At 42.6% G+C, this 18,823-nt stretch carries 19 protein-coding genes; 8 read left to right on the top strand and 11 right to left on the bottom strand.

Annotated features, from left to right (window positions below):
* Positions 1-224: 224 nt before the first annotated feature.
* Together glnA and COV43_06695 are read right to left on the bottom strand one after the other, a co-directional pair.
* Positions 225-1,640, bottom strand: coding sequence for a type I glutamate--ammonia ligase (gene glnA, locus COV43_06700; protein PIR25172.1), 1,416 nt, complete (start codon positions 1,638-1,640; stop codon positions 225-227).
* A 65-nt stretch (positions 1,641-1,705) separates the two neighbouring features.
* Positions 1,706-2,155 carry an AsnC family transcriptional regulator gene (locus COV43_06695; protein ID PIR25171.1) on the bottom strand — a complete coding sequence of 150 codons (450 nt, stop codon included), beginning with the start codon at positions 2,153-2,155 and terminating at the stop codon, positions 1,706-1,708.
* A gap of 434 nt (positions 2,156-2,589) precedes the next feature.
* Between COV43_06695 and COV43_06690 the strand changes: the two genes are divergently transcribed.
* From COV43_06690 to COV43_06680, 3 genes are read left to right on the top strand one after another with little or no spacing between them, the layout of a single operon-like run.
* Positions 2,590-2,928, top strand: coding sequence for a transcriptional regulator (locus COV43_06690; GenBank protein ID PIR25170.1), 339 nt, complete (start codon positions 2,590-2,592; stop codon positions 2,926-2,928).
* 56 nt (positions 2,929-2,984) lie between these two features.
* Positions 2,985-3,980 (top strand): hypothetical protein, encoded by a 996-nt coding sequence (locus tag COV43_06685; GenBank protein PIR25169.1) that lies wholly within the window; start codon positions 2,985-2,987, stop codon positions 3,978-3,980.
* A gap of 24 nt (positions 3,981-4,004) precedes the next feature.
* A complete protein-coding gene (locus COV43_06680) occupies positions 4,005-5,609 on the top strand; it encodes a hypothetical protein (protein PIR25168.1) in 1,605 nt (534 codons plus the stop codon).
* Positions 5,610-5,699: 90 nt separating this feature from the next.
* Here COV43_06680 and COV43_06675 read toward each other — a convergent pair whose 3' ends face one another.
* The 6 genes from COV43_06675 to priA form a co-directional block, all read right to left on the bottom strand.
* The gene (locus COV43_06675; protein ID PIR25167.1) at positions 5,700-6,293 is read right to left on the bottom strand and encodes a hypothetical protein; all 594 of its coding nucleotides are present in this window, start codon (positions 6,291-6,293) and stop codon (positions 5,700-5,702) included.
* A 208-nt stretch (positions 6,294-6,501) separates the two neighbouring features.
* Positions 6,502-7,152 carry a ribulose-phosphate 3-epimerase gene (locus COV43_06670; GenBank protein PIR25166.1) on the bottom strand — a complete coding sequence of 217 codons (651 nt, stop codon included), beginning with the start codon at positions 7,150-7,152 and terminating at the stop codon, positions 6,502-6,504.
* A gap of 2 nt (positions 7,153-7,154) precedes the next feature.
* Positions 7,155-8,345 carry a hypothetical protein gene (locus COV43_06665; protein ID PIR25165.1) on the bottom strand — a complete coding sequence of 397 codons (1,191 nt, stop codon included), beginning with the start codon at positions 8,343-8,345 and terminating at the stop codon, positions 7,155-7,157.
* A 45-nt stretch (positions 8,346-8,390) separates the two neighbouring features.
* Positions 8,391-9,317, bottom strand: coding sequence for a methionyl-tRNA formyltransferase (locus tag COV43_06660; GenBank protein ID PIR25164.1), 927 nt, complete (start codon positions 9,315-9,317; stop codon positions 8,391-8,393).
* A 1-nt stretch (position 9,318) separates the two neighbouring features.
* Complete coding sequence (gene def / locus COV43_06655) at positions 9,319-9,852, bottom strand: peptide deformylase (protein ID PIR25163.1); 534 nt, start codon at positions 9,850-9,852, stop codon at positions 9,319-9,321.
* A gap of 53 nt (positions 9,853-9,905) precedes the next feature.
* A complete protein-coding gene (gene priA, locus COV43_06650; protein PIR25162.1) occupies positions 9,906-11,927 on the bottom strand; it encodes a primosomal protein N' in 2,022 nt (673 codons plus the stop codon).
* Between the two features lie 108 nt (positions 11,928-12,035).
* Here priA and COV43_06645 point away from each other — a divergent pair, with 108 nt between their 5' ends.
* Genes COV43_06645 through COV43_06630 form a run of 4 tightly spaced genes read left to right on the top strand, consistent with a single transcriptional unit; the run spans position 12,036 to position 15,150 of the window.
* Complete coding sequence (locus COV43_06645) at positions 12,036-12,701, top strand: isoprenoid biosynthesis protein ElbB (protein PIR25161.1); 666 nt, start codon at positions 12,036-12,038, stop codon at positions 12,699-12,701.
* An 18-nt stretch (positions 12,702-12,719) separates the two neighbouring features.
* Positions 12,720-13,172 (top strand): hypothetical protein, encoded by a 453-nt coding sequence (locus COV43_06640; GenBank protein ID PIR25160.1) that lies wholly within the window; start codon positions 12,720-12,722, stop codon positions 13,170-13,172.
* A gap of 8 nt (positions 13,173-13,180) precedes the next feature.
* Positions 13,181-14,923 (top strand): histidinol-phosphatase, encoded by a 1,743-nt coding sequence (locus COV43_06635; GenBank protein ID PIR25159.1) that lies wholly within the window; start codon positions 13,181-13,183, stop codon positions 14,921-14,923.
* Positions 14,917-15,150: a hypothetical protein gene (locus tag COV43_06630; GenBank protein ID PIR25158.1), complete on the top strand. Its 234-nt coding sequence runs from the start codon at positions 14,917-14,919 to the stop codon at positions 15,148-15,150. The genes COV43_06635 and COV43_06630 overlap by 7 nt, the downstream gene beginning before the upstream one ends.
* Here COV43_06630 and asnB read toward each other — a convergent pair.
* The gene (asnB, locus tag COV43_06625; GenBank protein PIR25157.1) at positions 15,144-16,805 is read right to left on the bottom strand and encodes an asparagine synthase B; all 1,662 of its coding nucleotides are present in this window, start codon (positions 16,803-16,805) and stop codon (positions 15,144-15,146) included. The genes COV43_06630 and asnB overlap by 7 nt on opposite strands.
* A gap of 71 nt (positions 16,806-16,876) precedes the next feature.
* On the opposite strand from asnB, the gene nth reads away from it, so the two are divergent.
* Positions 16,877-17,506, top strand: a complete 630-nt coding sequence (gene nth, locus COV43_06620; protein PIR25174.1) for an endonuclease III — start codon at positions 16,877-16,879, stop codon at positions 17,504-17,506.
* A 7-nt stretch (positions 17,507-17,513) separates the two neighbouring features.
* Here the strand turns inward: nth and COV43_06615 are convergent, their stop codons facing one another.
* Positions 17,514-17,750: a ferredoxin gene (locus COV43_06615; protein ID PIR25173.1), complete on the bottom strand. Its 237-nt coding sequence runs from the start codon at positions 17,748-17,750 to the stop codon at positions 17,514-17,516.
* A 78-nt stretch (positions 17,751-17,828) separates the two neighbouring features.
* On the bottom strand, positions 17,829-18,632 hold the full coding sequence (locus tag COV43_06610) for a hypothetical protein (protein ID PIR25156.1): 804 nt from the start codon (positions 18,630-18,632) through the stop codon (positions 17,829-17,831).
* Positions 18,633-18,823 lie beyond the last annotated feature (191 nt).

Below are 18,823 nucleotides of genomic sequence, written 5' to 3'. Positions count from 1 at the left end.
ATGCGTAAGATGATTGTGTGTTTAAATGCCATGTTAAAAAATAACATCGCATTTTATCCGCTTTCTGCTTGACCTTTAAGACGATAGATCCCCTGCCTGTCCGGCAGGCAGGCCTGGTCAAGCCAGAGGATGATAAAAAAATGAGGACAAATAAAAATCAAAACAACAATCAAAAAAAACGGCTCTTTTTCAAGAGCCGTTTTGTCTTTGAGCAATGTTTGCAATTAGCAATCGTAATACAATGCAAACTCAAATGGAACTGGGCGAAGTCGCATTGGTGCAATTTCGTTTTCGCGTTTGTATTCAATCCAGGTGCGAATCACGTCTTCAGTGAACACATCACCTTTCAACAAAAATTCGTGATCGGCTTCAAGTGCGTTGATAGCAGCATCAAGATCGGCTGGGCATCCAGGAACATTGCTGAGTTCTTCAGGTGTGAGCTTGTAAATGTTTTTGTCAAGCGGAGCGCCTGGATCAATTTTGTTTTGAATGCCATCGAGGCCTGCCATGAGCATTGCCGTGAACGCCAAGTAACCGTTGCAGGTTGCATCTGGAGTTCTGAATTCGATACGCTTTGATTTTGGATTTGAAGAATACATCGGAATACGAATGGCCGCAGAACGATTTCTGCTTGAGTATGCCAAGCGAATGGGAGCTTCATATCCAGGAACCAAACGACGGTATGAATTTGTGGTTGGATTGCTGAACGCCAAAAGAGCTGGAGCGTGTTTCAAAATTCCGCCGATGAAATGAAGCGCCATCTCGGAAAGGCCTCCGTAGCCGTCACCTGCGAAGAGTGGCTTTCCATCTTTCCACAAACTCAAATGCGTGTGCATTCCGCTGCCGTTATCTTCAAAAATTGGCTTTGGCATGAAGGTAACGGTTTTGTTGTTTCGCTTTGCCACGTTTTTGATCACATATTTGAACCACATAAATTGATCGGCCATGCTTAAGAGAGGAGAAAAACGCATGTCAATTTCAGCTTGTCCAGCTGAAGCCACTTCGTGATGTTGACACTCAACGTGAATGCCAACTTTTTGCATTTCAAGCACCATTTCGGTGCGAAGATCTTGCTGCGAATCGGTTGGAGCAACAGGAAAATAACCTTCTTTGTGGCGTGGCTTGTAGCCCAAGTTTTGCTTGTCGCCGCTGCCGCTGTTCCAAGGGCCTTCGTCTGAATCAATGCTGTAAAAACCTTCGTTTGCCGTTTGCGAATAGCGAATGTCATCAAAAATAAAAAACTCTGGCTCTGGCCCAACAAAGCAAGTGTCAGCAATGCCAGTAGATTTCAAATAGCTTTCTGCTTTTTTTGCAATGTGGCGCGGATCGCGTGAATACGGCTGTTTGCTGATGGGATCATGCACCGTACAAATTAAACTGATGGTAGGAATGTTCATGAAAGGATCAAGCACAGCGGTTTCAATATCGGGGATGATTACCATGTCTGAATCTTGAATGGGCTGCCATCCACGGATGGAAGAACCATCGAAGCCGAAGCCGTCTTCCAGTGAACCTTCATCAAGTTCGGAAAGAGGAACCGAGAAATGCTGCCACATTCCAAGAAAATCGACGAATTTGAAATCCACCATCTTTGCATGGCTTTTTTCTGCTAGCTCTAGCACTTTTTTAATACCTGACATGATCTTACCTGCCCTTTCGTTACTCACTTCTCTCCTGTCGACCACCGACATAAGAGAAGGATCATTTATAATGGAATATGAGTTCCTTCTTTTGCAGAACTCATCACAACGCGTGTTCGTGTGCTGGCCACACCTTCCCAGCTTTGAATTTTTGCCAGCAACAGTTCGAGGTGTTCGGTGTTTTTGGCGCGCACTTTCAGCATGTGGCTGCCTTCGCCCGTAATGGAATGGCATTCCAGCACTTGGGCTTCTTCTTTTGCGTGCTGTAAAAACTGCGGATAATGATTTGAGTTATCAACTGTAACGGTAATGAAGGCGGTGACGTCCCAATGTATTTTTTTTGGATTGAGCACGGCATGGTAGCCACTGATCACGCCTTGCTCTTCCAGCTTTTTCAGGCGCTCACTTACCGAAGGCACCGAAAGGTCGGTTATCTTGGCTAAATCGCTGCGCTTCATGCGTCCATCTTTCTGAAGAGAAGTGAGCAATAAAATGTCAATATCATCGAGGTTCATAAGTCTTTGAAAATGAATGTTTTTTCGTTATCAACCTTAAAAAGTAAGGTGAATCTCTTAAATTAGCTTCGCTCTTTAGGTTTGAGGGGGTAAAATGTCAACCTTTTTTCTTCCTTTTTTTAGCTTTTCGTGGAAGTGCGAAAAATGAGAAAAAAATTACTTTCAGCTCTATCATCCCCATCTTGAGGAGCGTATACTCATTCAAACACCACAGTTTTCATTCCCTAAAGGAGGGACAAGATGAAAAGCAAAAAAAGAAATCACAAGTTTGGCTATGATCGTAACGAAGAGGCTTTGAAAGCAAGGAAGCCGAAAAAGAATTTTTCCACCTCGAAGGATATTCACGAGGATCGCTCGACCATGCAAAGGCGTGTGAGCGGTAAGCGCTAAGATCTTCGCTTGCAGATTTTTGGAAAACGCTTTAGCTATGCGGCATGAAAAAAATCGAAGCGATTATTAAGCCGTTCAAACTAGATGACGTAAAAGATGCGCTGCAAGAAGCAGGCGCTAGCGGCATGACCATCACCGAAGTCAAAGGCTTCGGCAATCAGAAAGGTCATGCCGAAGTGTATCGGGGCGCAGAGTATGTCATCGACTTCCTTCCCAAAATTAAAATCGAAATGGTTGTTCGCGATGAACAAGTGGAGGATCTTGTAGAAGTGATTCGTGAAACCGCACACTCCGGAAAAATTGGAGATGGCAAAATTTTTGTTTTGCCGGTTGAAGAGGCCGTTCGCATTCGCACCGGAGACAAAGGCCCAGGAGCGCTTTAGATCCACAACAAACTCATAGACTTTCAAAATGTAGAATGCTACAGCGCTTTCTCAAGATGAGAAAAACTTCGGCAAAAAAAAGCAAAACTGAAACAAAGGCAACAGAGCTGCAGCCATCGCATGTGGCGGAATCTGCCGAACAGGCCTTTGAAGTTTTGGTTTCTCGGCTTTCATCCCAGCAACGCGAGGCTTCGTCCTCACTTATTTCTTATTTGCGGACATCATTAAAAACGCATCCCGCACAAGAGCAAAAAACATACTTTAGTGCGCTTGATGTTTTGCGCGATGTGCTGAAAAGCAACGACCATCTTTTTTTGAAACGTCAGCAGCATTATCATCTTGCAGCAACCACCGATCTTCCAGCCGTGTATGCCAACATCACCAATGTGCGTTTGGCCATCGATCGCCTTATTGCCTTTATTTCTTCGCGCGTTCGTATTGGTGGAAAAATTGAAGTGGGCATTGCAGCGGGAAATGTAAACAGAACGCCAGGCGTAGAAGTGATGATTGCAGGGCGAGATCCAAAACTAAAAAGTATAGATGAAGCTGAATATATGCGGCGCATTTACTCAAGCGACGCCAAAGAGGCTGAGGGCAGCGTTTTGCTGGCATGCAGACAATTGTTGGCCAAAGAAGTGGGCAGGCTTTGGTGCGATGTTGGCGAGAAGCGCATGGTGGAACACAGGTTGTTTCTTCCCGAAGCTCCTTCGGCTTCGCCGTTCGATCACAATCAAAAAACTTATCGCTACGATATCAAAGTTCGCAACTATGCTTATATTCGTAAATGCTTTGGAATAAAAAAGGCTGAGTATCTTATTTTGCATATTGAAGAATTAGTTCGTTCACTTGTTCGTCATCCCATTGATGTGGTCTTGTCAAATAAGGATGAAGGGCTTATCACTGCCATCTACGAATCTGCAGGAGATGGCGCCGAGTCCGTGGCAAGCCGCATTTCACGCAGACTTGCTAATGATCATTTTACCATTGGAAAGAAAAAAGTGGATGTAAGTTTTTCTTACGCACTCGATCTTGTGCAAGCGCAACGCACATAATGAAATGTATTTTTTGAGATATCTATGTTCACTGTTCACATTCTCTTGTCTCTTCCGTTTTTGTTTCTCTTTTGTTTGAGTCTTCTTGTTCCTCTTTGTTCACTACTTTCTCCATTTGTAAAAGTGCAGCAAGAACCTTGGTATCAAGTGAACAGAATGCTTGGTGTTTACGAGCAGTATATTTTAGCACTTCGTTTTTTGCTTTTTGTTTTTTTGCTGGTCACTTTTTTAAATTCCATGAGCGAACAAATGTTTCTTGTGCCGTTGCTGTTTTTAGGCGTTCTTCTTGCGCTGAGTTTTTTGCATTTTCGAAATGTTTCAAAACGTAAACTTGCGTTCCACACTTTTTTACAAGAAAGTTCACTTTTGTCGCCGCAGGATTTTTTTGATGTGTTGTTTTCACTTTATGGTCCATTCGATTTCTCTTTTGCAGATTTTCCCTTGAAGTATAAAAAACTCAATTTTGATTTTTCCGATCTAAAAGGTCGCGAAAAAATCAAAACACTTTGGTTGCAAGCACTTTTTTCAACACATCTCATAAGTAGATTGGCACTTTTTTTTCACAAGCGATTATCGCAAGATCAATTTGAACTCGTCGTTCGGAAACTCACATGCGAATGGTGTTTGCGGATGTTGCAAATTACACACACAAAACTGGAGTTGAAAGGAAAACATTTGCTTTCGAATGCTTCGGCGTTTCCCGTGTATTGTTTTAATCATACAAGTTTATTCGATTTTATGATCGCGCCCCTTTTGTGTGCGTTTGAAGAAAAGAGTTTGGCAAAACTGCCCACTTTTTTCATGGCGAAAGATCATTTTTTAGAAAACAAACTCATCGCATCTGTTTTGGGGATTGGAAAAATTGCCTCGCTCTTGGGAATGATTTTTGTGGAGCGCAACAATGCCAGTATTAGCAGTGCAATGGAAGCCGTGAAGCTTGGCGTGGAAAAATTGGTGAAAGAAAAACGAGCGCTTGCCATTTTCCCACAAGGAAAGCGCGCAAGAACGCAATACGATGCAGAGGGTAAAGTGTTGGGCGCAAGTTATTATGCTGTTGGCAATTTGGCGAGGCTTACAAAAGAGCATGCACATATAAAGAAGGGCGCTATTCGCATCGCGTTGCAGGCGTCTGAAGAAATTGCAAAAGAAGATGGCGCAGATGTGGTGAGCATTGTGCCTGTTGCGCTTTCGGGTGTTGCCCATATTTGCCCACTCAGAAGTTTGAAGCTGAGAAAAGGCAAGACGGTTACGCTGGAAGTGGGAAGTCCTTTCTTTGCGGTCACTTCCGGTCCGGATGCAACGGTGGAAGACATTCGTTATCTCACGTTTTGCTTAGATCATTCGTTTATTAGTTTGCTGGGAGTGCACAAAAGTTTAGAGCGACGTTTTTATAATGACATGCTCAAAATTTGTGACGGTGCACAAATGGAAGGCATTACCGTTGCCCTGAAAGAGTGGCGTGGCAACGATCACCTGCTGTATGTGATTTTGGATTATATTTATACATGCGATGCAACACGCTGGTATGAACTTTTGACGCAACTCAAAAACTTACTCCTAGACGTCTCCACCCGAGAAGATTTAGTAAACTTCAAAAACCAAATCGCTGAAGAAGTAGCGCGGGGTTAAAGCGCAAAAACTAGGGGACGGTTCTCGCTTTATACTCGCTTTATAATCCAATGTTATCATTCACTTTTTAGCGCTGACTTCATTTTTTGCTTATCTGTCTTCAAACTGCTTTTTTAATTTTTGAACATCAAGATCAATGCCCGCTATGATGAAGCTTTGATAATCGACATTCATTCTCCCCTCTCTTTTATGAACTGAATTGTCGATGTACATTTTTGTTTTCACGAGCGTATTTTCTTTTCCATATGCATGAAAGTTGTAACTTGACCAAGGATATTGCCTTGGATCTTTGCATATTCCAGCATGAACAGGATTAAGTTCAATATACCGGCCACATTGCAAAAAATATTCTTCACCTTCAATTGAGATAGAACGATAGCGATCACGAAATAAGTGCCCAGTGTAGTTATATTTTTTTCGATAATAATATTGATAAGAAATGAGAATTGATTTCATTGTTTTTGCTAAAGTCGCTGTGTTTTCAAGCCAACATAAGAGATGAAAATGGGTGTGCATAAGCGCATAATGATGAATGAAAAAATCATCCTCTGGCTGAAAGCGTCTCAGTGTCCATTCAAAATGAGAAAAATCATTTCTATTTCGAAAAATTTTTATTTTATTATTTCCCCTAGCAATGATGTGAAGCATTGCTGATTTGGAAAGATGTCGAGCTTTTCGCGGCATACTTGTTGTCCTACAAAGAACATGCCAGTAGAAAATACTTTGAGAATTATATAAATAGAGACTTAATATTTCAATGCTGTGATGCTTTTTCGACAAGATTGATTGGAAATGCTCAGTTGCCGTTATTTTCTGAATAATTTTAAAGAGTTATGAAGTGAGAACCGTCCCCTTCATTCAAAAACCAAATCGCTGAAGAAGTAGCGCGGGGTTAAAGCGCAGACTTCATCTCTGAAATAATTTCTTTGTAATTTTTTTGTGAAAAAATACCAGAGCCGGAGACGATTATTTCTGCGCCTGCGTTTGCCACTTGTGCAATGTTTTCTAATTTTACGCCACCGTCGACTTCGATTTGAAAGGTGAGTTTTTTTTCTTCGCGAAAACGTTTGAGCTTCGAAATTTTTTCCAGGCAGTTTTCAATAAGTGATTGTCCGCCAAATCCAGGATTCACTGTCATCACCAACACAAAATCGGCAAGATGCACGTACTTTAAGATGCTTTCAAGTGGAGTTGGTGGGTTAATTACCAGGCCAGCTTTTTTCTTCATGCGCTGAATGTGGGCCAAGTGTTTTGACACGTCTCCAGTTTCGATATGGATGGAAATCCAGTCTGCACCTGCGTTTGCGAAGGGTTCGATAAACTCTCCAGGATTATTTATCATCAAGTGGCAATCAAGGGGAAGTGAGGTGTGAGGCTTGATGGCGCTGACAATGGCCGGGCCCATGGTGAGGTTTGGCACAAAGTGGCCATCCATAATGTCCACGTGAATAAGATCAGCGCCAGCTTTGCTTACGGCCTCAACTTCTGCGCCAAGTCTTGAAAAATCAGCAGCTAAAATGGAAGGAGCGATCAGTTTTTTCATAATTAAATTTCCTCAATACTTTTTGAAATTTCATCGAATGAAATAAATGAAATTGTTGTTTTTTCATATGTAATGTCTTTGGCAGATTGTTGACTCACAACAAATGCACGTGAAGTTTCGGGATATCTTTTTAAGAAAGCAACAAGACCATTTGGAATCTTTTTTCTTTCCCAATTAAATTTAACTTCGATTGGAAATGCTTTTTGATTTTTGATCCAAATGAAATCAACTTCTTCTCCAGATTTTAATCTCCAAAATCGAATTTCAGTTTCTGGATTCAGTTTTCTTTGGAGCTCGAGAAAAACAAAGCTTTCCAAGATACAGCCGGCATCTTCACGTTTTGTAAGGGCTGCAAAATTTTTGAGAAGAGCATTTCTAATACCCAAGTCATAAAAATAAAATTTTTTCGATTTTCTCAATTCGTTTCCAAGGTTCTTACTGTAACTGTACACCGGAAAATTTACATAAGTTTGTGCCAAAGTATCAAGATAAGAGCTAATCGTTGGAGCTGAAAGACCAACATCACGCGCTAAGCTTTCAACAGAAATGACGCTACCCTGAGCGTCTGCCAAAAGAAAAAGAAGATGATTAAAGGCTCGTAAGTTTTCCTCGCGAAGAAGAGATTTGATATCTTTCAAAATATAAGATTGGAGAATGTCTTGAAGAAGTTGTTTTTTTCTTTCATCGTTATCAAGATGTGTAGTTCCTGGCATGCCACCAAAGAGGCAATAAGAATGAAGTGTGTTATTTTGGATGACTTGTGAGATTTCCTCAAAACTACAAGGATATATGTGATACAAAAATTTTCTTCCTGCCAAAGATTCTTTGAGATGAGAATGTATTTCGAGAGCAGAGGAGCCGGATGCAAAAATTTTTGGACCTTTTCCTTGGTCATAAAGAGCTTTGAAGATTTTTGATGCGTTTTTTAAATATTGAAACTCGTCGATAAAAATCACTTCTCCAGCTCCTTGAAGAAGCTCAATAATTTTTTCTTCACTTTGGTTGAAGAGGGCAAGTTGGGCAGGTTGCTCGAGGTCGAAAAAATGCGTTTTTTTGGAGGCTTTTTTTGCGTAATTTTCTAATTGATGAAGAAGGTGTGTTTTTCCAACCTGACGCGGTCCAACCAGAATAGTGGCTTCTTTTAGGGAAAAGTCAGTCTTTAACTTATTGAAAATGCTGCGTTTTATCTTCATTCTGACTATCCTAAACCACTACTTTAGAATAGTCAATTTTAAAAATCACCCCAAAACATCGCCTTCGTTTAAGGCGTGGCCGTGTAAGAAATCTTTGGCCGACATTTTCTTTTTGCCTTCTAGTTGCACTTCCAAGAGGTACAGTTTGCCTTTTCCACACGCAATGGACAAACTTTCATCACACTCTAAAATGGTGCCCGGTTTTTCTTGGTGTGTTTCATGAGTGGGTGCCACTTCGTGCAGGCGAAGGCGTTTGTTGTTGATGAAGCAGTATGCGCCGGGCCACGGCGTGAGGCCTCGAATGCGATTGTAAATTTCGTCTGAAGATTTGTTCCAATCGATGTGCCCAAGTTCTTTGGTGAGAATGGGCGCATAGCTTGCGAGGCTATCATCTTGCGGGATGGGTTTTACTTCGCCTTTTTGCAGTTCTTCTAAAGTTTGCATCAGCAAATCCGCACCAATAGGCGCTAAGTGGTCATGCAAGCTTTGCGCGGTTTCGCAGTCAGTAATTTCAGTTGCGCAAAAAAGTAAAATATCGCCGGTGTCCATGCCTTCATCAAGCAGCATGGTACAAACGCCTGTTTCACTTTCGCCGTTGATGATGGCCCAGTTGATGGGCGCCGCGCCGCGATACTTGGGCAGGATTGATGCATGAATATTGACGCAGCCATGCTTGGGCAAATCTAAAATATTTTTCGGCAAGAGTTTTCCATAGGCAACTACCACAAATACGTCGGCGTTGTGTGCTGCCAAGTGTTCATAAACATCTGTCGTTTTCAAACTTTTTGGTTGATAGAGATTGAGGCCAACTTTTTTGCAGTATTCTGCAACGGGACAAGCATGCGTCTCGTAGCCGCGTCCAGCGGGTTTATCCGGCTGGCACACTACTTCAACGATGTGATGCTCAGATTCAACAAGTTTGTGAAGGGTAGGGAGTGCAAAGGTTGCAGAGCCCATGAAAACTATTTTCATATTAGATCACTTTATATTTCGGAACGATTTTTCCCTTTTTAATTTTTGTAATATACAGGTCTTTTTTAATGCTGCTGATGTCATCAATGATCAGTTTTCCATCCAGGTGATCAATTTCATGTTGAATGGCAACTGCCAGCAAACCTTTTGCTGATAAGGTTTTTCCTTCACCTTTTTCGTTGAGATAGCTGCAGGTTACTTCAGCATGTCGAGTTTCCTCTATGAGAAATTCAGGAAGAGAGAGGCAGCCTTCTTCCCACACAATTTCACCACTTGCATGCGTGATAGCAGGATTCACCATTTTCAAAAGGCCAAGAGCTTGCGGATTGCTTTCAGAAACAGGGCCAGTATCAATAACAACGCAGCGCAAAGAGACAGCAACTTGAGGTGCAGCAAGGCCCACACCATTTGCCTCGTACATGGTATCAGCCATGTCGGTGAGCAGCTGACGAATTTTATCGTCAACTTTCTCAACTTCTGCAGCCTTCTGCGAAAGCAGAGGATGTGGATAAAGTGCAATAGGAAGAATAGCCATGAAGGAGGCCTTAACAGCAGTTTTTCAGCCGGTCAACTCAATTTCAGGTTGGCTTACAACAACTGCATTGGATCAATGTCTACGTTCATTCTGACGCCGGAGGGGAGTTTTGGCATGAGGTGGATTTGCATTTGAGTGATCACTTCAGAGAGTAGGCTTGTTTGTTTTGACTTCAGCAAAATGTGCCAGCGGAATTTTCCTCGTATTTTTTCAAGCGGCGCTGGTGCAGGCCCCAAAAGGCTTAGCGCTTCATTGTGTGAAAAGGTTTTGCGTAAGCTGTCGGCAATAAAGCGGCTGGCACGAATTACTTTTTGTTCATCATTTCCCAAAAACTTGATGTTGGCAATGCGACCAAACGGAGGATAAAAAAGATCTTCGCGGCTTTGGCGCTCTTCTTCAAAAAATGAAACGAAGTTGTGTTCTTTGGCGTGAAGCAAGCTGGGATGTTCTGGCTGGTATGTTTGTACAATAACTTTTCCAGGTTTGTCACCACGGCCAGCGCGGCCAGAAACTTGCGTGATCAGCTGAAACGTGCGCTCGCTCGATCTAAAATCTGGCAAGCCCAAAACAGCATCAGCTGAAATGATGCCAACCAAAGTTACGCCGGGAAAGTCGTGCCCCTTGGTGATCAGCTGGGTGCCGATGAGAACATCAATTTCATGATTGCGCATTTGCTTGAAAATTTTTGTGCGCGTTTCTCGTTTTTGCAAGGTGTCGCGATCGAGCCTTGCAACGCGCGCATCCGGAAACAAATCTGCAATCTCGCCTTCAAGCCGTTCGGTACCAGCACCAACCGGTGTGAGGTTTTCACTTTTGCAACTTGCACAAGTCTTTGGCGTGCTGATGCTGTAATCGCAATAGTGGCAAAGAAGATGATTTTTTCGTTCGTGATAGGTGAGTGAGATTTTACAATTGGGGCATTCATATACATGACCGCAATCTTCACATAAAATAAAATGTGCAAATCCTCTGCGATTCAAAAACAAAATAGCCTGTTCTTTTCGCGCAAGTGTTTTTCCAAGTTCATTTAAAAGTGGCGTGCTCAGCGAAAGGGCTTCTTCATCTTTGCGATGAGATTTATCTTTGAGGTCAATTAATTCAACCTTTGGCAAAACAGCTCCAGTTGCGCGTTTGGTGAGACGAAGCAAATGATATTTTCCATTGAGTGCATTGAAATAACTTTCCAGTGAAGGAGTTGCCGAGCCCAAAACAATAAGTGCATTTTCTAAATGTGCACGCATAACGGCGGCATCGCGCGCGTGGTAATGTACGCCACCTTCTTCTTGCTTGTACGATCCGTCGTGTTCTTCATCAATAATAATAGCCTGCAAATTTTCAAACGGAGCAAAAAGTGCAGAGCGCGTTCCAATGGCAATGTTGGCTTCACCGGTTTTCATGCGCAGCCATTGTGCTTGGCGTTGTGCATCGGTGAGTTCAGAGTGATAGACGGCAACTTGTTCTCCAAAGCGGTTTATCACGCGCGAAGCCGTTTGTGGAGTAAGTCCAATTTCGGGAACCAAAAAAATAGCCTGGCCACCGTTACTCAAAATATGTTCACAAATTTGTAAATAAACTTCAGTTTTTCCACTTCCAGTAATGCCTTCGATGAGAAAAGGTTTTTTCTTTTCTTCATTAATGCTCTGCAAAATGGTTTGCACCACCTCTGCTTGTTCTGGAAGCAAGGTAAGAGAAGAGTCGGCTTTAAAGCTGCGAAGTTCGTGCGGAACGGTGACGCGGGTTGCATTCAAATCTGTTGCTTCCAAAATTCTTTTGGGAAGTGCAGTGCGAAACGTTTCGCCAACGGGCGCGCAGTAATACTTTGCGATCCACAATACAAAGTTCACCAGCGCTTCATGCATAAGTGGATTTTTGCTGATGCAAGTAGAAATGTGTTTCAACGATTTTGCAAAATGCAGCGGTGTTTCATCGTGCAGTTTAGTAACAATGCCCATCATTTTTTTGTTGCGAAAGGGAACTTCAACCAAGCTTCCAACAGAAAGCTGCATGGCATCTGGAATTAAGTAGGTGAAGGCGTAAAAAACCTTGGCTGGAATGGCAATGTCGGCATAACGCATCCGGCCTGCCTACTCAGTTTTGCTGCAGAGAGCAAGTATTGAAGTTGCGCCCAATCTGAAGATGCGCTAGAGCGAATGCTAACTTATGAAATGAGCTAAGGAGGAAAGATGAAGAAGAAAATTGGGGTAATCCTTTCTGGGTGCGGGTTTAAAGATGGTTCTGAAATTCATGAAGCAACGTGTGCTTTGCTTGCCATTGATAAAGCTGGCGCCGAAGCGGTGTGCTTTGCACCAAACATAAATCAACGCATGCATGTCAACCACTTGGATGGTGAACAAGTGCCAAATGCACGGAATGTTTTGCAAGAGTCTGCTCGCATTGCGCGAGGGCACATCGCAGATCTTCACACCGCGAATGCTGATGAACTAGATGCACTGGTAATGCCCGGCGGAGCAGGCGCCGCAATGAATTTAAGCACTTTTGCGCAAGAAGGTGAAAACTGTGAAGTGAATGAAGATCTGTTGCACCTGATTGAACAAATGCACATTCGCCACAAACCCATTGCTGCCATTTGCATTGCGCCGGCAACGCTTGCAAAAGCACTTCAAGATATTGGTGTCTCTGCAACCCTTACCATTGGCGATGATGCCGAGACAGCAAAGAAAATTACAGCGATGGGTCATAGTCATGAAAACTGCAGAGCCGTTGATTGCGTTATTGATCGCGACAAAAATATTGTCACCACACCAGCCTACATGAATGCAAAATCAATTGGGGAAGTGTGGAGCGGAGTTGAAAAACTCGTTGATGCCGTGGTGAAAATGATTTCGTAATCTCAACAGAAAGTGAAAATGAATATGCGTTTAGCAATAATCACCATTGGAAAAGGGAAGAATAAAGCCATTCATACTTTGGCCGATGATTATCTTGGCCGCTTGAAGCATTATGTAAACTTAGAGCATATTGTGGCAAAAGACGAAGCTGATGCATTGAAAAAAATTTCGCTTCGTGAAGTTGCTTCTCCTGATTATGTTTGGCTTTGTGAAGAATCTGGAACGCAATACACTTCAAAAGAATTTGCTGATCAATTTCGAGTGATGCAGCTATATGTGCGAGCGACACCACGAAGCGCTGTATTTGTTATTGGTGATGCAGCAGGCCATGGCGATGCCATGAAGGCCAGAGCGGATGGTTTGCTTTCGTTTTCCAAAATGACGTTGCCACACGAGTTTGCCTTTGTGGTTTTGCTGGAGCAAATTTATCGAGCATTTACTATTTTGAAAGGCGAACCGTATCATAAATAGGAGTTTGCATGGCTTCTCTTCATAAAAAAATTGTTACTCTTTTTGAAGAAACTGCCGATATGCTCGAGGTAAATAATGAAAATCCATTTAAGGTGCGAGCTTTTCGAAATGCAGCACGTGCCGTTGAGGGGGTTGGCAAAAAAATTGAGGATATGGCGCAACAAGGAAAGCTTGAAGAGATAAATGGCGTTGGTAAAAGCATCGCCGAACATATCCAAGACATTATTCATCATGGTACTTTTCCGGAGTATCAAAAACTTCACAAACAAATCCCATCAGAAGTATTAGAGATGCTTTCCATACCAGGAGTTGGTGCCAAAAAAGCAAGAACGCTGTGGAAAGAATTAAATATAAAAAGTATTAAAGCTCTTGAACATGCATGTCACAAGCATTTGGTGTCAGAGTTTTCTGGATTTGGAAAAAAATCTGAAGAAAAAATTTTGGCCGGCATTGAAGGATTGAAAAAATTTTCCGATCTTTTTCGCTTTGATGAAGCAAATGCTGAAGCAGCCAAGTTGCTCTCGTATCTAAAAAAATCATCGCATCTTATTCAGCTTGAACTTGGTGGAAGTTTACGACGTCATAAAGAAATCTGCAAAGACATCGATCTTATTGCGAGCAGCAATAAACCAAACAAGTTGATGGATTATTTTGTTGCGTATCCCGAAGTAGCGAGCGTGATAAATAAAGGAACCACAAAAAGTTCTGTGAAGCTGCAATCTGGAATAAATGTGGATTTGCGCGTAGTCAGTGATGAAGATTTTCCTTTTGCGCTTCATCATTTTACGGGTTCGAAAGAACACAACGTTGCTTTGCGTACTTTGGCAAAAGCAAAAGGATTTAAATTAAATGAATATGGTTTATTTAAAGGAAAAAAAGAAATCTTTGTTTCATGTAAAAATGAAACAGATTTATTCAAGCATTTTGGAATGGACTTTATTCCGCCAGAGCTTCGCGAAAATCAAGGTGAGCTTGAAGCTGCGCAGGATCACGCACTTCCAGATTTGGTGACACTTTCAGATTTAAAAGGTGTTTTGCATTGCCACAGCACTTACAGCGATGGAAAAAACAGCATGGAAGAAATGGCGCTGGCTGCGAAAGACGAAGGCTTTAGCTATATTGGCATCACTGATCATAGCCATTCGGCGGCATATGCAGGTGGGATGAAGCTTGCAGACATTAAGCGTCAACACAAAGAAATTGATGCGCTCAATAAAAAGCTAAAAGAAATACAAATTTTAAAAGGAATTGAAGTTGATATTTTAGAAGATGGTTCGCTTGATTACAAAAATGAAGTTTTGGCACTTTTTGATTTTGTGATTGCATCCGTACATTCTCGTTTCAAAATGGGAGAAAAGAAAATGACCGAACGCATTTGCACTGCACTTGCTTCACCATATGTTGATATTTTAGCTCATCCCACCGGGCGCTTGCTGTTGGAGCGGGAAGCGTATGAAGTAAATTTGGCTCAAGTGATTGAGTGTGCTGCAAAAAATGGCGTGGCTATAGAAATGAATGCCAATCCACGTCGCTTGGACATAGATTGGCGTTACGGAAAATTGTTGAAAGAGAAAAAGGTGAAGTCATGTATTTCTCCCGATGCGCATAGCACAGATCAACTTGATTTTTGTAATTACGGAATAGGGATTGCCAGAAAAGGTTGGCTTGAGGCAGGCGATATTCTCAACACGCTCTCGGCTGATGCCCTGCTGAAGCACTTTTCCCAGATGCGGAAAAAGAGGAGGTGCTGATTTTATCACTGTCATCCTCTGGCTTGACCAGGGGATCCACAATTCAAGCAGCTTACTGTCATTGCGAGTTTTGCGAAGCAAGACGTGGCAATCTCCTCTGGCAATTGGACGAGGAGATCGTTCACAATATTCAGGATGGAACAAAATTGTTTGAGTTGTGGATCCCCGCGTTCGCGAGGATGACAGTGAAAAAGCAAGTCATAGAGCGACAAGTGCGAATTCAATAACTCTTCTGATGCACTTTAATCGCTCGGCCTGATGGATCGGCTGAGTTTGCGAAAGAGGCATCCCAAGCAATGGCAGTTGGGGTAGAGCAAGCAATGCTTGGTCCGGTGGGAATGCACGCCAATGCTGAATCTCCGGGGAAGTGCTTTTCAAAAATGCTTCGGTATAAATATTCTTCTTTGGTTAGTGGAGTTTTTTCGGGGAACTGGTTTTTTGCATTTTGCATCATGCTGTCGCTGATTTCGCGATTGGCAAAATCCTTCAAGCCATCAATCCAGCTGTATCCTACGCCATCTGAAAATTGTTCTTTTTGGCGCCACAAAATTTCGTCGGGAATATAACCCTCAAAACTTTTACGCAAAATATATTTTTCCATTCTATCTTTCGTAATCATTTTTTCTTCAGGATTAATATTCATGGCATAATCCAAAAACTCTTTGTCTAAAAAAGGAACGCGTGCTTCCAAGCCCCAGGCTGCTGTGGATTTGTTGGCGCGAAGGCAATCGTATTGATGAAGCTTAAACAGTTTACGAACCGTTTCATCGTGAAACTCTTTTGCGTTTGGTGCTTTGTGAAAATACAAATAACCACCAAACATTTCATCAGCGCCTTCTCCCGAGAGCACCATTTTAATGCCCATCGATTTAATCCAGCGCGACATCAAATACATGGGAGTTGAAGCACGAATGGTGGTGGTGTCGAAGGTTTCTAAATGATAAATCACGTCAGACAAAACATCTAAACCTTGTTGAACGGTGAACACAATTTCGTGATGAACCGTGCCAATGTGATTTGCTACCTTCCTCGCAAATGCAGTGTCAGGTGAGCTTTCCAGGCCAACGCTAAACGAATGTAAGCTTGGCCACCAAGCTTCAGTTTGTTCGTGCGTTTCAATGCGCTTGGTTTTGAATTTTGCAGCGACGGCTGCAACAATGGAAGAATCAACGCCGCCGGAAATGAGTAGGCCATAAGGAACATCGCACATCAATTGGCGGCGGACGGCTTCGGTAAATTTTTCGCGAAGTTCAGCTGGATCGAAAGCGTTGGTGGGATATCTTCCCACTTTAGACCAAGCGGGGTCATAATATTTTTTTGGAGCTTCATCATTTGCGGTGAGGTAATGACCCGCAGGGAATTCTTCCACTTTGTCACAAATGTGAAGCAAGGCTTTCATTTCGGAAGCGAAGTAACGCGTGCCATCTTTTGTCCAGCCTTGATAAAGCGGAATGATGCCCATGTGATCGCGAGCAACCAGGAAAGTGTTGTTGCGCGGGTCGTGCAGGACGAAGGCAAAAATGCCACTCAATTTTTCCACACACTTTACGCCCAGTTCTTCGTAGAGATAAAGAATCACTTCGCAGTCAGACTTTGTTTGAAAATCATGTTTTTGCTTCAGTGTTTTTTCAAGATCTTCATGATTATATATTTCACCATTCACGGCAAGAGCTGCTTTGGTTTGTGTGTTGATGAGGGGTTGCGCGCCGTGCTCTACATCAACAATGGATAAACGTTCGTGCGCAAGAATGGCGTGCTCATCTGCGTAAATGCCGCTCCAGTCTGGACCACGGTGGCGAAGCAGTTTTGCTTGCTCTAAAATTTGACTTCGAAGTGAATTGGTGTCAGCAGCAATGTTGAGAACACAAATGATTCCGCACATAAAAATTCCTTTGAAAGAGGCCTAGAGCGCCGCACCAAAGCAAGTTTGAGGAGAACGCGCAAGTGAAAAAAATGAGCAACAAGTTGCGAATCGCTGAAATTTTGAATCGCCTTCGTGCGGAATATCCAGATGCCGATTGTGAGTTGACCTACAAAAATCCGCTGCAGCTCTTAATTGCCGTGATTTTGTCGGCGCAGTGCACCGATGCTAGGGTGAATACGGTGACTCCGGCTTTGTTTGCACGGTATAAATCAGCAAAAGATTTTGCTGAAGCGAATCTTCAAGAGCTTGAAGGCTTTGTGAAATCTACCGGTTTTTATAAAAACAAGGCCAAAAATATTCAACAGTGTTGCAGGCAACTTGTGCTTCAGCATGGCGGCGAAGTTCCAGAAACTATGGAGGAACTTGTGCAGCTTGCAGGTGTAGGAAGAAAGACCGCAAATGCAGTGCGGATGCATGCTTTCGGTGAGCCGGGTTTGACGGTGGACACTCATTTTCAGCGTTTATGTAAGCGAATGGGGCTTATTCGTGAAACTCATCCAGTAAAAATTGAAAAGGAAATTGAAAAGCTTTTGCCTGAAAAAGACTGGACCGATTTTTCCAGTTGTCTCATTTTTCATGGAAGGCGTTGCTGCAAGGCGCGAAAACCAGAGTGTTGCCGGTGTGTGGTAAAGGAATTTTGCCCGTCAAACCAGTGTTAGAGTTGCGTTAGCTTTCGCCGTCGTCGCCGATGGCTTCTACGGGGCAGGCGTCTTTAGCTTCGGCGCAAAGTGACTCTTCTTCTTCATTTTCGGGTTGTTTGTACACGTAAGAATAGCCGCCTTCTTCGTTGTGCTTGAAGTTTGCGGGAGCTGTATCTCGGCATAGGTTGCAATCGATGCATTGGCTATCTACAAAATAGCGTCCTAGAATGTTTTCACTTACTTTATCTGAATTGTCTGCCATGGTTCTTTCCTCCAAAATGCGAAATGGGTCTAACAGCCTTAAAACCTGTTTGTCAAGCGGCATTGCTGCCTTTCCCTTTTAGATCTTAAGTGGCTTGAATTGCTTCAGATAGACGGGAGATTTGCGTTTTGAGCGCGCTTGCAACGACCACTTGTAGCGAACACTTTTCCATTCGCCTTGAATTTGAGCTTGTTTAGCTTTGGGAACTTTGAGGTGAACGGGAATAGCCCAGAGTTTCTTTTCATGTTTCCATTTTTTTAGCTGATCTTGAAAAGGTTTTTCGTTTTTGATGGCGAAGAAGTCGTCGGTAATTTCAAGCAGATCAAGGGTTTCCTGTTGGCGAAGTTTAAAGGCGCTTTGCAAAAAATGAAGACTTTGTTGCGTGTTGTTCATCACTGCAAAATAATGCGCTTGATACAGCAGCATGTTGTAATCGGCTTCAAGCAAAAGCGGATCAATAGAGTTGAAGAGGGCGTTTGCTTTTTCTGCATTTCCTTCTTCAGCCAAAAGACTTGCGATAAGCAGCTTGCATTTTGCTGCCTTCAACGGAGAGGCTTTCTTGCTGGCTTTTTTATACAAGCCTTGAAGGTGTCGATTGAGTTCTTTGTTGGGTAGATTTCGAGATGCCAAAAACAGATGGAGGTTGTGAAGTGAAAGCGCTTTCGGGAAATAATAATGAAAGAAAGTTTGTTTTTTAGGTTTTTTTGAAACGTTTCCAATGTTTTCAAGTTCATTTTTGAGAAAAAAATGTTTTTGCTCTGAATGTATTTTTGAAATCTCCACTTCAAGTGTAGCAATGGTTTGCGGGGTGAGGAGATTTTTTTCAGCCGCATGAGTTACAAGTGGGAAAAGAAAAATGAAGAAGAGAAAAATTTTTTTCATAAAGCATGACCTCATGTTGAAAGGCTGTCATTCCCTCGGTCAATTTGCTGTCATTGCGAAGGAGCGTAGCGACTGTGGCAATCTCCTCTGACAATTGAATGAGGAGATCCTTCGTTACACTCAGGATGGGCATAATGGCAAAAAATGTGTGCTATTTAGGTTTGAGAAAGAAGTAATAAGCAAAGTAATTT

The sequence above is a fragment of the Deltaproteobacteria bacterium CG11_big_fil_rev_8_21_14_0_20_42_23 genome, assembly GCA_002796345.1.
GTDB lineage: Bacteria > UBA10199 > UBA10199 > 2-02-FULL-44-16 > 2-02-FULL-44-16 > 1-14-0-20-42-23.
The sequence above is the reverse complement of the archived record's forward strand: the minus strand, read 5'-3'. Positions and strand labels throughout refer to the sequence as shown.